Annotated in this window: 10 protein-coding genes and 1 pseudogene; 6 read left to right on the top strand and 5 right to left on the bottom strand. The window is 65.4% G+C overall.

Annotation, left to right across the window (positions count from 1 at the left end; all coding sequences use genetic code 11):
• Window positions 1-2: 2 nt before the first annotated feature.
• Window positions 3-1,592, bottom strand: coding sequence for an MFS transporter (locus F3J17_RS30800; RefSeq protein WP_167068499.1), 1,590 nt, complete (start codon window positions 1,590-1,592; stop codon window positions 3-5).
• Window positions 1,593-1,773: 181 nt separating this feature from the next.
• Here F3J17_RS30800 and F3J17_RS30795 point away from each other — a divergent pair.
• Window positions 1,774-2,655, top strand: a pseudogene (locus tag F3J17_RS30795) (LysR family transcriptional regulator); the annotation flags it as partial.
• A 43-nt stretch (window positions 2,656-2,698) separates the two neighbouring features.
• Here the strand turns inward: F3J17_RS30795 and F3J17_RS30790 are convergent.
• Complete coding sequence (locus F3J17_RS30790; protein ID WP_240161224.1) at window positions 2,699-3,061, bottom strand: cupin domain-containing protein; 363 nt, start codon at window positions 3,059-3,061, stop codon at window positions 2,699-2,701.
• A 100-nt stretch (window positions 3,062-3,161) separates the two neighbouring features.
• Window positions 3,162-3,599, bottom strand: a complete 438-nt coding sequence (locus tag F3J17_RS30785) for a carboxymuconolactone decarboxylase family protein (protein WP_167068490.1) — start codon at window positions 3,597-3,599, stop codon at window positions 3,162-3,164.
• A gap of 354 nt (window positions 3,600-3,953) precedes the next feature.
• Between F3J17_RS30785 and F3J17_RS30780 the strand changes: the two genes are divergently transcribed.
• Together F3J17_RS30780 and F3J17_RS30775 are read left to right on the top strand one after the other, a co-directional pair.
• Window positions 3,954-5,456 carry a SulP family inorganic anion transporter gene (locus F3J17_RS30780; RefSeq protein ID WP_167068487.1) on the top strand — a complete coding sequence of 501 codons (1,503 nt, stop codon included), beginning with the start codon at window positions 3,954-3,956 and terminating at the stop codon, window positions 5,454-5,456.
• 48 nt (window positions 5,457-5,504) lie between these two features.
• The gene (locus tag F3J17_RS30775; protein ID WP_167068484.1) at window positions 5,505-6,461 is read left to right on the top strand and encodes a DUF3592 domain-containing protein; all 957 of its coding nucleotides are present in this window, start codon (window positions 5,505-5,507) and stop codon (window positions 6,459-6,461) included.
• Between the two features lie 3 nt (window positions 6,462-6,464).
• Here F3J17_RS30775 and F3J17_RS30770 read toward each other — a convergent pair whose 3' ends face one another.
• Window positions 6,465-7,064 carry a short chain dehydrogenase gene (locus F3J17_RS30770; protein WP_167068481.1) on the bottom strand — a complete coding sequence of 200 codons (600 nt, stop codon included), beginning with the start codon at window positions 7,062-7,064 and terminating at the stop codon, window positions 6,465-6,467.
• 105 nt (window positions 7,065-7,169) lie between these two features.
• On the opposite strand from F3J17_RS30770, the gene F3J17_RS30765 reads away from it, so the two are divergent.
• Window positions 7,170-8,057, top strand: a complete 888-nt coding sequence (locus F3J17_RS30765; RefSeq protein ID WP_167068478.1) for a LysR family transcriptional regulator — start codon at window positions 7,170-7,172, stop codon at window positions 8,055-8,057.
• A gap of 69 nt (window positions 8,058-8,126) precedes the next feature.
• On the opposite strand, the gene F3J17_RS30760 is transcribed toward F3J17_RS30765, so the two are convergent.
• Entirely contained in the window at window positions 8,127-8,858 is a 732-nt protein-coding gene (locus F3J17_RS30760; RefSeq protein ID WP_167068475.1) for a TetR/AcrR family transcriptional regulator, read from the bottom strand.
• 194 nt (window positions 8,859-9,052) lie between these two features.
• Here F3J17_RS30760 and F3J17_RS30755 point away from each other — a divergent pair, with 194 nt between their 5' ends.
• Both F3J17_RS30755 and F3J17_RS30750 read left to right on the top strand, forming a co-directional pair.
• Window positions 9,053-10,378: an FAD-binding oxidoreductase gene (locus tag F3J17_RS30755; protein WP_167068472.1), complete on the top strand. Its 1,326-nt coding sequence runs from the start codon at window positions 9,053-9,055 to the stop codon at window positions 10,376-10,378.
• 227 nt (window positions 10,379-10,605) lie between these two features.
• The gene (locus F3J17_RS30750; protein ID WP_167068469.1) at window positions 10,606-13,515 is read left to right on the top strand and encodes a winged helix-turn-helix domain-containing protein; all 2,910 of its coding nucleotides are present in this window, start codon (window positions 10,606-10,608) and stop codon (window positions 13,513-13,515) included.
• The last annotated feature ends 280 nt before the right edge of the window (window positions 13,516-13,795 follow it).

The following is a 13,795-nucleotide window of genomic DNA, read 5'->3' as shown; positions in this document are numbered from 1 at the left end:
GTTCATGCGCGCTGGCGTTCCTGCGCAAGCACATCGCTTTGCGCGTCGCCCGTGCGCGTCCGTCCGCCGAGAAAGACCAACACAATGACCGCGCAGAGCAGCGTAATCGCCGCAAGTCCTATCAGCACGGTGCCGAACGCCTCTGAATAGGCGTGCTGCAAGGTCGTTGTGTCTGCAACAGGTAGCCAGAGCGTGGCTTGTGCAAGGTCGCCGCTCGCAAGCCGGGCGGTGGCTTCGTTTAGCGCCAGCGGGTCGCCTGGCACGCGCTGCGCCAGATGCGTCGCGGTGAGCGCGGCCAGCACAGCGTTGACGGTTGCGAGCGCCACGCCTTCGCCAGCCACGCGCGTGGTGCTGAAGATGCCCGTGGCCATGCCCGCGCGCTCCTTCGGCACGACGCTCACCGAAAGTCCGTCCATCAATCCCCAGGGCAACGCTGCGCCAATGCCGATCAGCGCCATCGGCGCGATGGCCGCATACGGTCCCGCGCGCAACGCCACGGCTAGCCAGAGCAGTCCTGCGGCGGCCAGCACCAGCCCCGCCGCGCAGAGTATGCCCATCGACAGCCAGCGCGTCAGCGCCGCGGCCACGAACGGCACCACCAGCATCGGCGCGGAGAGCGCGATCATCAGACAGCCCGCATCGATCTCGCGCAGCCCGTCCACGCCGATCATGCGCAGCGGCAGCACGACCAGCAGCACGATATAGCAGTAGCAGGTGGCGATCGGCAGGACTTGCACGCCGACGAAACGCGGATAGCGGAACAGCGAGAGATCGAGCATGGGCCGCGCGCTGCGCGTTTCGACGATGACGAAGACGCAGGCCAGCAGAGCGCTCGCCGCAAGCAGGGCGATGACAGGCACGCTCGTCCAGCCCCGCACAGGCGCCTCGATCACGCCGAATGTGAAGCTCGACAGCGCAAGCGTGAAGCTGAGCGTGCCGGGCCAGTCGATACCGCGTGCGTGCGGGTCGCGCGATTCGCGCAGATAGCGCGTGCCAAAAGCGAGTGAGAGCAGGCAGGCGAGGCCGCCGCTCAGGAAGATCGCGCGCCAGCTTGCGTACTGGATCAGCACGCCCGCGATCAACGGGCCGAAGGCCAGCCCCAGCCCGAAAGTCGCGCCGAGCGCGCCGAAGGCCCGCGTGCGCGCATGGCCTTCGAATTCCTGCGCGAGCGCCGCCGTGCCGCCCGCTAAGGCCGCGGCGGCCGCTGCGCCTTGTGCGCCGCGCAGCCAATCGACGGCGAGGAGCGTGGGCGCACAGGCGAGCGCGAGCGAACAGAGCACGAAGCCCGCAAGACCGGCGATAAACACGCGTTTGCGGCCATACAGATCGGCGAGCGCGCCTGCCGCCATCAGCAAGCTGCCGAAGCTCAGCATGAAGGCGTTGGTGATCCAGTTCAGCGCGGTGGGATCGGCGAGTTTGCCAGGCGTGGCGATTGTGCCCAAATTGCCCAGCGCGCGGCCAATCGCGGGCGTGGCCACCGCGCCGCCTGAAAACGCAAGCGGCATGGCCAGCGCCGCCACGCAGACCGCCGCGAGAATCGCAACGCGGCGTCTTGAATCGGCGTTGGAATCATGGAGGGGTTCGTGCGCCATCGTGGCTCCTGAAGTGACTTGTGAAGTGGCTTCGGCGGCCGTGAAAAGCGGATTACATGCAGGGTTTCAAAGCGCGCCACTGGAGCGACGAACGATAATGCCGATGCGACGCCGGAAAAACAGGGCGGCGTTCCGAACATTGCGGAATCGAATTCCCGGATCGACAGCGAAAATAGCGGATATGGACAATCTCAACGCAATCGTTGCCTTCGTGCGCGTCGCGCAGGCGCTGAGCTTCGTGGCGGCAGGACGGGCGCTGGGCATTTCGGCGTCGGCGGTCGGCAAGGCCATCGCGAAGCTGGAGGCGTCGCTGGGCGTGCGGCTCTTTCATCGCACCACGCGCAAAATATCGCTCACCGAAGAAGGGCGGCTTTTTTACGAGCGTTGCAGCCATATCCTTACCGAATTGAGCGATGCGCAGGCGGTGCTGACCGCGTCTACGCAGACGCCGCGCGGGCGGCTGCGCGTGAGTCTGCCCGCTATCGGCTATCGCTTTCTGCTGCCAGCGTTACCCGATTTCTCTGCGCGTTACCCCGAGATTGAACTGGATCTGGACTTCAACGACCGCATGGTGGACGTCATCGAAGGCGGTTTCGACGCTGTGATCCGCAGCGGCACGCTCAGCGATTCGAGCCTCGTGGCGCGGCGTCTCGGGCCGTTTCGCCATGTGCTGTGCGCGTCGCCTGAATACCTTGCGCGTGCGGGTGCACCGCACACGCTCGCCGATCTCGCGGCGCATGCGTGCGTGCGCTACCGCTTTCCGGACTCGGGCAAATTGCAGCTTTGGGAGCTTGCTACGCACGGCGAAGCGCTGCCCGCACTGCGCAGCGCGCTCGTCTGCAACAACATGGAAGCGCTGATGCAGTCGGTGGTGGCGGGCTTTGGCATCGGTTATATGCCGGATTTTCTGGTGCGCGACGCGCTCGCGGCGGGGACGCTGGCGAGCGTACTCGATGCGTACACAACGACCGTTGGCCAGTTCTCGATCGTCTGGCCGTCCAGCCGCCATCCGTCGCCGCGTCTGCGCGCCTTCGTCGATTTCATGTGCGTGCGCCTGTTCGAGGCGGCGCGCGAGCAGGAAGCGCGCGCCCTGAACGTGGTCGCGCTCAATGCGGCAGCGGCTTCTTGATGGGATCGTGCTCGCCCGCAATAGCGAACACGAGAATCTGCGCGGGCTCCGTCTTGCTGGCGTTACGAGCGACGATGTGATGCGCGCCGGGCGGCTCATACCACGCCTCGCCGGGGCCATAGACGCGTGCGGGCGAGCCTTCCAGCTGCGATTCGATATGCCCTTGCGTCACGTACGCGAAGATCGAACCCGGATGCATATGCGGCTGGGAGTCCTGTCCCGGCGCGAACGTAACGGTGGCGATCAGCACGTTCTTGCCGGGCGCTTCGGGAATCGCCTGCTTGAGCACGGGGGCGATTTTCTCGCTGGCCGTGTCGGCGTGCATATCGGCGTCATTCATGTCGTGCGCGAAGGCGGAACACGCGCCGCACAACGCGGCCATGCCGATGATCGACGCGGCGGCGCGCGCGAAAGAAGAGCGAAGCGTCATGACGCGCTCCTTAAGCGGGCAACTTGCGGAAGGCAATCGCGAAGCGGTTCCAGCTATTGATCGCGTTAATGAGCAAGGTGAGGTCGACGATTTCCGCTTCGCTGAAATGCGGCTGCACGGCTTCCCAGACGGCGTCGGGCACATGGTCGTGCGAGACCAGCGTGAGCGCTTCGGTCCAGGCCAGCGCGGCGCGTTCGCGTTCCGTGAAGAAGGGCGTTTCGCGCCAGACCACCACGGTGGCCAGCCGCCGTTCGGTTTCGCCGCCCTTGCGCGCGTCCGTGACGTGCATGTCCACGCAGTAGGCGCAGCCGTTGATCTGCGAGGCGCGCAGGCGCACCAGTTCGGCGAGCGGCTTTTCAATGCTGCTTTTCTCGATGCGTTCTTCGAGGGCGAGCAGAGCCTTGATGGCGGGCGGATTGGCGCGATAGAAGTCCAGACGCTGTTGCATGGTATTCCTCGGGAAGTGAGCGCGCCGGGTGGCGCGATGGAGTCGATGGAACGCATGGTAGGCGTCGATGCGGCTATGCGAAATGACCAATTTGTGGCTATTTCAGGTAACCACTTGGGCCGCTCGTGCGGCTTGCGCTGCTGTAAGGCGCGCGGCGCATCGCCCGGGAATCCGGTAGAATCCGCGCTTTCGTCCGTCCAGGCCGCGCCGCATCGCCGATGCCGTCCGCGCCGCTTTTTTTCTCCGTCGATTCCGGTCGCTCCTCCGCGAGGCTGCCAGCGCCACAGCGCTTGCGCCTGCTCGCGTTGCGCGTGATCGGCATTATCGACGCTCATCTGCCAACCGACTCGCACCATGGAATCCGCCCGTTCCGGCCTGAGCCGTTTCTCCAGTCGCTTCACAACCGTGCGCAGCGAACTGCTCGCCGGCATCACCTCGTCGTTCGCGCTCGTGCCCGAATGCATTGCCTTCGCGCTGGTCGCGCATCTGAACCCGCTGATGGGTCTCTACGGCGCGTTCTTCATCTGCACCATCACGGCGCTGTTCGGTGGCCGACCCGGCATGATCTCCGGCGCAGCGGGCTCGATGGCGGTGGTGATCGTCGCGCTGGTGGTGCAGCACGGCGCGCAATATCTGTTCGCCACGGTCGTTCTTGGCGGCCTGCTGATGATCCTGTTCGGCGCGCTGCGGCTGGGCAAACTGATCCGCATGGTCCCGCATCCGGTGATGCTCGGCTTCGTCAACGGCCTCGCGATCATCATTGCGCGCGCCCAGTTCGAGCACTTCAAGACGCCAGGGCCGAACGGCATGGAATGGATGCACGGCCAGGCGCTCGCGCTGATGGTGGGCCTCGTCGCGCTGACGATGGCGATCGTGTTCGTCATGCCGCGTCTCACCAAAGCCGTGCCGCCCGCGCTGGTGGCGATTGTCGGCGTGGGCGCGGCGGCGGCGCTGCTGCATCTGCCCGCGCGTACGCTCGGCGACATGGCGCACATCGCGGGCGGCCTGCCCGCGTTCAGCCTGCCCGCCGTGCCGATGAATCTGGAGACGCTGCGCATCGTGCTGCCCTATGCGGTGCTGATGTCGCTGGTCGGCTTGCTGGAGACGCTGCTCACGCTCAATCTCACCGACGACGTGACGAATTCGCGCGGCCAGCCTAATCGCGAATGCGTGGCGCTGGGCGCGGCCAATATCGCGGCGGGGATGTTCGGCGCGATGGGCGGCTGCGCGATGATCGGTCAGACCGTCATCAACCTCGGCTCGGGCGGACGCGGGCGTCTTTCGGGCGTGACGAGCGGCGTGATGATCCTGCTGTTTATCCTGTGCCTCTCGCCGCTGATCGAACGCATTCCGCTTGCGGCGCTGGTGGGCGTGATGTTTATCGTGGCAGGGCAGACCTTCGCGTGGGGTTCGCTGCGCGTGCTGCACAAGGTGCCGCGCAACGACGCGCTGGTGATCGTTGCCGTGACGGTCATCACCGTCTGTACCGATCTCGCGACTGCCGTGCTGTGCGGCATCGTGATCGCATCGCTGAATTTTGCGTGGCAGCACGCGCGCGAATTCCGCTGCGAAATGCGCGACGAGCCTTCAGGCGAGCGCGTTTATACGCTGCGCGGCACGCTGTTTTTTGCATCGGCGGCGCAGTTCCAGGCGCTGTTCGATCCGGCGCGCGACCCGGACGCGGTGCGGCTGGATTGCGCGCATCTGCATGTGGCCGATCACTCGGCGATTGCCGCGCTCGAAGCGGTGCAGGCGCGCTATGAGCGCGCGGGCAAGCACGTGGCGTTTGCGAATCTGTCGGCGCGTTGCAGCGGGCTGCTTGCGCGTGCGGACGCGGAGGTGCGGGTATCGGCTTAGGGGCAGGTATTCTTCAGGGTATTGATTGCCTCTTACGCCTGATTCCTCATGAGTACACCGTCTCCGCAAGCAGTCAAACGAGGTCTGGGCCTCAACGTTTTCCTCTGGTTGGGCGTATTGATGCTGGTGGGCGCCGCGATCTGGTGCTGGTCGTCGGTTGCCGCCACGCGCGGCATGACACGGACCGAAGCGGTCGTCGCAGGATTCAGCCACGAGGGAGTCGGCCTCGATCGCTACGCAAGCATTTATCGCTGCGTCACCCCGGACGGCAAGATTGTCAGCGTGCGTGGACGGCTCGAATCGACCGAACCGGTCGACGACCCTGGCGACACAGTGACAATCTATTACGACCCCTCGAATGGCGCGCGCAGCGTCATCATCGACTCATTTGGCGAGCGTTGGTTCGGAGTGGTCATTCTCGCTCTACTTGGCGTGGTGTTTGCCGCTATTGGGGTGTTCGTTCGCGTTTCGGATCGGCGCGGCGGCGTTCGTAACGTGAGCAGCAAACTGTCGATGGCGGCGCGACGCGCGGCGCGCGATCGGGAGGTGATGCGGATTGGCTGCGCGCTGATCGCATTCGGAACATTGGGCGCTGTCGCGGCCGCCTTGTCGTTTTTCCACCAGATCGAAATAACGCGCAACTACGGGCGCGCTTCAGGCACGGTCGTCGACAGTCAGGAGCGTGTCAGTCGAACACAGAGCGCGACCCATCTCCACTCCGCGATCGTCGAATTCGTTGCCGCCGATGGCCGCCAATACACATTCGCGCAAGGGTCGTCCTCAAGCGGTGGCAGATGGAGCGACAAAGTCGACGTGCTCTATGACCCGCACAATCCCCAGCGCGCGATGGTGGATGCGTTCTGGGATCGATGGATATGGGCTTCGCTCTTCACGTTGCTCAGTTCGATATTGCTTGCCGCGGGGGTATTCGTCTGCGCTGTGACATGGCGCGGCGCACGCACAAGCAAGCGCACACAGAGTGCGAAGCGCCGCGCACAAACCTGAACCTCAATACACCTTGAAAACGCGCCCCGTCTGCACGCCTTCGACGCTGCGCCTGTAGGCCAGCGCGGCGCGCTTCGCGCTCACGCTTTCGAAGCCGGGGAAGAACGGGCCGTAGGCGTCCAGCGATTCGGTCAGCACGGTCGGGCTGATGACGTTGATGCGGCGATCGCGGCGCAATTCCGTGGCGGCGGCGCGTACGAAGCCTTCCAGCGCGGCGTTGACGGTGGTGGCGTTCACGCCCTGGGCAATCGGCTCCTCGCCGACGATGCCGCTCGTCAGCGTGATCGAACCGCCGTCATTCAGATAGTGCTGGCCGATCAACGCAAGCCGCACTTGCCCGAGCAATTTGTCCTGCAGTCCGAAATTAAATTGCGCGGTGGTCATCTCCGCGAACGGGCCAAAATGCAGATGCCCGGCCGCCGACACGATCGCGTCCACGTTGCCGACCTCCTTGAACAGCGCCTCGACGCTGTCGTCGCGCGTGATGTCGGCGCGGAAATCGCCGCTATTGCGGCCCACGGTCAGGACCGTATGGCCTTCGCTGAGCGTTTCGACCACGGCACGACCGACAGCGCCACTGGCGCCCACCACGATGATCTTCATCTGCGACTCTCCCTATATGAACGGCGAAAACCTCACTATCCGCCTGACACCATAAAGAATAAATGGACGATAATTTCGTTCAGTTGAAACTCTGGGTTAGCAATCATGGATCGGCTGCGCAGCATGGAGGTGTTCGTGAGCGCCGTGGAGCGCGGCAGTTTCAGCGCTGCCGCGCGTGAACTCGACTTGAGCCCGGTGATGGTGGGCAAGTACGTGCGGCAACTGGAGACGCACCTGGGCGCGCAACTGCTCCAGCGCAACACGCGTGCGCAGAGCCTCACCGACGCGGGCCGGCGCTTCTATGAAGAGAGCCGCAAGGTGCTGGAGCAGCTGGCGCTGGCCGAGGCGTCGGTGGAGAGCCTGCGCGCCGAGCCGCGCGGACGTCTGCGCATCACCGCTGCGACCACGCTGGGCGCGTGCGTGATTGCGCCGCTCGCGGCGGATTATCAGAACGCTCATCCGCAGGTGCGAATCGACCTGGAGTTAAGCAATAGCGTGGTCGATCTGGTCGACGAGGGCTTCGACGTTGCGGTCCGTATCGGCGAACTGAATGACGATCTGAACCTGATCGCGCGGCCGATTGGGGTGTATCGCATGGCGATCTGCGCGTCGCCTGATTATCTGGCGCGTCATGGCACGCCGCGCACGCTGGCGGAGCTGGAGACGCACCGGTGCCTGGGGCATTCGGTCTGGGATCGGCGCAATGGCTGGCGGCTGGCGGGCGACAACCGCTGGCCCGCGGATACGACGTTCCTTTCGAACGACGGCCTCGCGCTGCGTCAGGCGGCGCTGCATGGCGCAGGACTGCTGCTGCAACCGTCGATTCTCGTTGCGGACGATCTGGCGAACGGGCGGCTCGTGAGCGTGCTGGAGGAGGCGACGCCAGCCGCGCGGCCGGTGCATGCACTGTATCGGCAAGACCGGCAACCGCTGCCGAAGATACGGAGTTTCGTGGGCTTTCTGGAGGAGCGGGCGCGGCAGTGGTTGGGGTGAGCGGGATCGAGGACGGCGCCAATCGGAATCCCGATCTGCTCGAATTTAAGCTTTGGGCCAATGCTGTGATCAAACAGCAGCGCCGTTCTTGCGCCGCGCGCCGGAGCCAGGCGATTTTTTCACCGGCCTCGGGGCGCTTTCGGCCATAACCGGTAGACACGCGCGCACGATGGTTTCCACCAGCGCCTGCAATTCATCGTGCCGTTCCGCGATCGAGATGTCGAACAGTTCGAACACGCCCGCGCCGCGCAGCGTCGCAAACACCGAAGCCGCGAAGCCCTTCGGATAAGGATGATGTGCGCGCAGCTCGGGAAAGGCATCGACGAACATGCCGAAGAAGCGCTCGTCCTCGACCGTGCGTTTGGTGTCGATGCGATTGAAGATCGACGGCGTGGCCTTGCAGCCGAAGAACAGGCTCCAGGCAGTCACATAGCTGGTCGCACCATAGATATGCGTCCACGACTGCTCGACGAAAAATTGCGCGCGCTCTCGCAGGGGCAGCGCCGGGTCCGGCCATACATTGCCCGCGCCGTCACGCCCGCCCAGCGGCGCCAGCGCTTCGTCGACGAGGCGTTCCATCAGCGCGTCGCGGCTCTCGAAATGATGCTGAAGCGCGCCCAACGAAACCTTCGCGCCGCGTGCGATGGCTTGCAGCGTCGCACTCTTGAAGCCTTCCTCGCGCAGCAGGCGTTGCGCCGATTCAATGATCTTGCGCTGGGTGGCTTCGATGCGCTCGGTCTGGGGGACGCGCGTGCGCGCGCGGTGCGGAGGCGTCGTCCGGGTTTTCGCGTGATCTGTCATGCGCAAACAATAATAAATACTTCTGCTTTCTGACAAGTCCCTCGCGCCCGTCCAATGACGTATGGTAGCTATACAATAACAATAATAAATTATTGTTGTTGTATAGTGACGATAGTCGCAGCAATCAGAGCGCCCTGGATTCCATGCTCTGACCCCGTCATGCCCTGCCTCAACTCGCACTTTCTGGATTTGCCATGCCTCGCCACATCAAGCGCTTGCCCGCCGACGACCGCACCAACGGCTGGAGCGCCCTGTTGCCCAAACGCACTCCTTGCGCAGCGCTGGAAGGCGAGCACACGTTCGACTGGGTGATCGTCGGTTCCGGGTACGCGGGCATCGCGGCCGCGCGGCGGCTGGCCGAACTCCGCCCGGCCGACTCGATCGCCCTGCTCGACAGCGGCGCGGTGGGCGAAAACGCCTCGGGGCGCAACTCCGGCTTCGCAATCGATCTGCCGCATGTACCTGGCGATTCGGCGACATCGGTGGAGCAGGGCCGTCGCGCGACCCGCGTCAACCGTTTCGTGATGGCGGATCTGGAACAGCAGATCAAAACGCACGGCATCGACTGCGGCTGGGAGCGCCGCGGCCGCTATCACGCGGCAGTCACCGGGGGCGTGGCGGCAAGCGCGCTTGGCAGCTACGCCGCGAATCTGGATGCCTGGCGCGAGCCATACGAAACGCTCACACGCGACGCGCTCGCGCAGCGTCTGGGCACGCCCTATTACCACTCGGCGATCTACACGCCAGGCACCTGCCTGATGAATCCCGCCGCGCTGGTGCGTGGTCTCGCCGACAGCCTGCCTGCCACCGTGTCGCGTTACGAGCATTCGGCCGTGATCGAGATCGAGACCGGCGGCAACGCGCCTTATGTGCGCACGGAACGCGGCAGTATCCGCTTCGGCAAGCTGATCCTGGCGGTCAATCCGTTTGCGCAGTCGTTCGGCGTGTTCGAGAACCGGCAGATTCCGATGTTGCTGTTCGCGAGCCTCACGAAGCCGCTCACGCCTGCACAGCTGGCGAAGCTCGGCACGGACGCGAGCTGGGGCATCACGCCCGCGCACGGCGTGGCCGGATCGACACTGCGTCTCACGCCCGACAAGCGTTTGCTGATTCGTCAGGGCTTCGAATATTCGCCAACGCTACGTACCGACGAGGCGCGCCGCAGCGCCGCGCGCGCCCAGCATGCGCAGTTGCTGGCGGGCCGCTTCGCTTATCTGGGCGAGCTGGAGATCGAGCACTTCTGGATGGGCTGGCTAGGCATCTCGCACAACCATGCGCCCGCGTTCGGCCAGGTGAGCGAGCGCGTCTATGCGGCGGCCTGCTGCAACGGCTCGGGGATCGTGCGCCACACGGCGGCGGGCCGGCTGATCGCGGAACTGGCGCTTGGCGAGCGCAGCGAACTGGCCGACGATTTTCTGATTCAGGGCACGGCCAGCTATATCCCGCCGCGTCCGCTGCGCGACCTGGGCGTGATCTGGTCGATCAGGCGCGAGCAGCGCGCGGGCAAGGCCGAAGTGTAGGGCGCGCCCGCCGTCTGAATCGGCGCGCTGGCCTGAATTTGCAGATATGCGCCGATCTTGACTGATCCCGCCCTCTAATTTGATACAGAAAGCATTTCAATTCATTACGCACGCGAATTGATCGCTTACAATCCGCTCGCGCCATCGTTCGCGGCGAGGCTTGCCTCGCCTTTTCCGGCGCGCGGCTGAATGCCCGCGCTGCATCCCGGTGGTTCCAGGAGAGGGCAGTGATCAAGATTGGCGCCGTGCGGATCAATTTCGAGCAACGCGAGATGCGCCGCGACGGACGTGCGCTGCGCATCAGTTCGCGCGCCTTCGACATCCTCGAGGTGCTGTATCGCGCCAATGGCGCAATCGTCGCCAAGGACGACATCATCGACGCGGTCTGGCCTCGGCAGATCGTCGAGGAAAACCGCCTGCAGGTGCATATCGCCGCGCTGCGCAAGGCGCTGGGCGAGGATCGCGAACTCATCAAGACCGTCACGGGGCGCGGCTATCTGCTCGTCAAGCGCGTGGGCGAACCCGCGGCCTTCAATAATCCGAATGCGCAGGGCGAGCCACGCCTGGGCGCGGATCTGCCCATCTACGCCACGCCGCTGATCGGCCGCGACGACGAAGTCGCGCGCATCCTTGCCCAACTCAATGAAGCGCCGGTGCTCACGCTGGCAGGCGCGGGCGGCGTCGGCAAAACCGCGCTCGCGGTGCGAGTGGCGCATGCGATGGGCGAATCGGGCGCACGAGCCGTGCGTTTCGTCGAACTGGCTTCGGCGCAAACGCGCGAAGCCGTGCTGGCGGCGCTCGCGCTCGCGTGGCAGATCGGTCCGCATGCGATCGGCAGCGAAGCGCGTCTGCTGCAAGCGATCCGCGAACTGTTGCCTCCGCAAGGCGCGCTGCTCGTGCTCGATAACGCCGAACATGTGATCGACATCGCGGCTGCGCTGGTCGAAACGCTTGCGACCTGCGCGGCGCTGCGCGTGCTGGTGACGAGCCGAGAGCCGCTGGCGATCCGCGCCGAAACGCTCTTTCGCGTCGAGCCGCTTGCCGTGCCGCCCGAAGGTGCAAGCGTGGAAACAATGCTCGCGCACGGCGCGGTCGCGCTGTTCCTGCAACGCGCGCGCAGCCATGCGCCCGCCTGCGGCCACGACGCGGCGAGCGTTCGTCTCGTGGCCGATATCTGTCGCCGCCTGGATGGGCTGCCGCTCGCCATCGAACTGGCGGCGGCGCGCGTGGCGACGCTTGGCATCGAGGGCGTGGCGGCGCGCCTGCATCACAGCATGGACGAGCGGCTGGATCTGCTCAGCGGCGGCCCGCGGGATGCCTCGCCACGCCAGCAGACCTTGCGCGCAACCTTCGACTGGAGCTATGCGCTGCTCGACGTCCACGCGCGTGCGCTGCTGCGCAATCTCGCGTTCTTCGCGGGCGCGTTCACCTTCGAAGCAGTGTGCGCGGTGGCTGCCGAGCCGGACGATCCCGTCGCCGCGGTGATCGCTTCGCTCGGGGAACTGGTCGCCAAATCGCTGCTCGCGGTGGAGTTTCGCGGCGCGATTGCGCTGTACCGTCTCACCGAATCCACGCGTGCGTACGCGATGAGCAAGCTGCGCGAAGAAGGCGCGTTGCGCAGCGTCGGCGAGCGCCATTTGCGCTATTTGCAACCTCATATCGAAGATCGCGCCGCGCTCGCGCCATCGCGCACGCCCAATCCGATGCACGTGCGCGCGCGGCCCTCGCTCGACGACGCGCGGCGCGCATGGGACTGGGCGTTTTCGTCTGAAGGAGACGCGGTACTGGGCGTGGCGCTGGCCGGATCGTTCGTGGGCACGCTGCTCGACGCCGGGCTGGTGCACGAGTGCCACGAACGCGCCGCACGCGCGCTGGCCGCGCTCGATGGCCTGGCGGCCGATGCCGCCGCCAAGGTCGATCCGGTGTGCGCCATGCGCGTGCGCGCAGCCTTCGCGGCGACCATGTTGTTGACCGGCGGCGCGCCCGCCGACGCTGCGCGTCACTGGCGCGAAGTGCTCGCGCGCGCGCAGGCGTGCGGCGACGATACGTTTGCCGCCCGCGCGCTCTGGGGACTCTGGAACGCGGCGATGAACGCGGGCGAGATCCACGCCTCGCTGCGCTTTGCCACCCGGCTGGAAGTCTGCGCCGCGCGCTCCGGCACGGCCTGGCAGAAGCTCTGCGCGAGCGCGATGCTGGCGGCTTCGCTGCATTGCTTCGGCGAGCTTGGGCAGGCACGGGAGCGGCTCGAAGGCACGCTGGCCGAACTCGATCGCCTGTACGCGAACGGACTGCCTCAGCGCGAGGATAGCGACCTGTCCGTCGATCCGCGCATCTTCGGCACCGGCACGCTTGCGCGTATCGCCTGGCTCGAAGGCGACGCTGCGCTCGCGCTGCAACTGAGCCAGCGCGCCCTCAATCACGTGCGCGCCGACATGCTGGAGCCGACGCTCTGCCATCTGCTGGCGGTGGTGGTCGTGCCGCTGCATCTCTCATGCGGCAATATCGCCGAAGCGCAACGCCATCTGACGCTGCTGCGCTCGCAGGCGGCGCTGCATCGCTTCGAAGGCTGGCAGGCTTATGGCGAATGTCTTGCCGGGCAACTCGATCTGCAAACCGGCAGCAAAGCACGAGGTCTCGCGCGTCTCGAAGCGGGACTTGCGCAACTGGCGTCACGCGATTTCCGTCGTCTGGTGGGGCCGCTGGAGACCGTCTGCGCGCAGGCGCTGGCTGACGCGGGCCGTGTCGACGACGCGCTGAATATGCTTGAAGCCGCAATGCGGCACGGCACTACGCACGGCGATAGCGGTTTCGCGGCGGAGTTGCTGCGCGTGCGCGGTGTGATCGAATTGTTGCGGGCACAACGGCATGCGAAACCGGGTAGGGCAGGCGTATCGCGACACATCGATGCGGGACGGCGCACCTTGAAAGAAGCGATGGAACTGGCGCACGAGCAGGGGGCGCGTTTGCTGGCGCTGCGTGCGGCCCTCGATCTGGCGGCGTCGCTCGCGCAGGAAGGCGCGACACGCGAAGCGATTGCATTGCTGACGCCATACGCGCCATTCGTCGGGCAGCCGGGCATGCCCGAGGCGCAGCGTCTTGCGAGTCTGCTGACTTCGCTCAATCACACCATTTACTAACACTCACGCAGCCAGCAACGTCAGCGGCGAGCAAGCCTCCTGGCCTCGCGCATTCGTGCGCACGATGCATCGAATCAGCAATCATGGCGTCGCCTGACGCCGGCATCGTGGACGCTTTAGATGCCGCAGCACACGAGCACCCCGACAAACGCCGCGTTACGCAAACCGCATCGACACTATCCCGCGCTTTAATCATGAATTTCGCAGAATTAATTAGTTGAAGCGGCGGCCCGAGCCCGGACAAGATGACGCGCTATTCCATATTCCAGATAGCGAAGCA

This window comes from Burkholderia sp. Ax-1719 (genome assembly GCF_011753055.1).
Taxonomy (GTDB): domain Bacteria; phylum Pseudomonadota; class Gammaproteobacteria; order Burkholderiales; family Burkholderiaceae; genus Paraburkholderia.
This window is presented reverse-complemented; position numbering and strand designations above follow the sequence as displayed.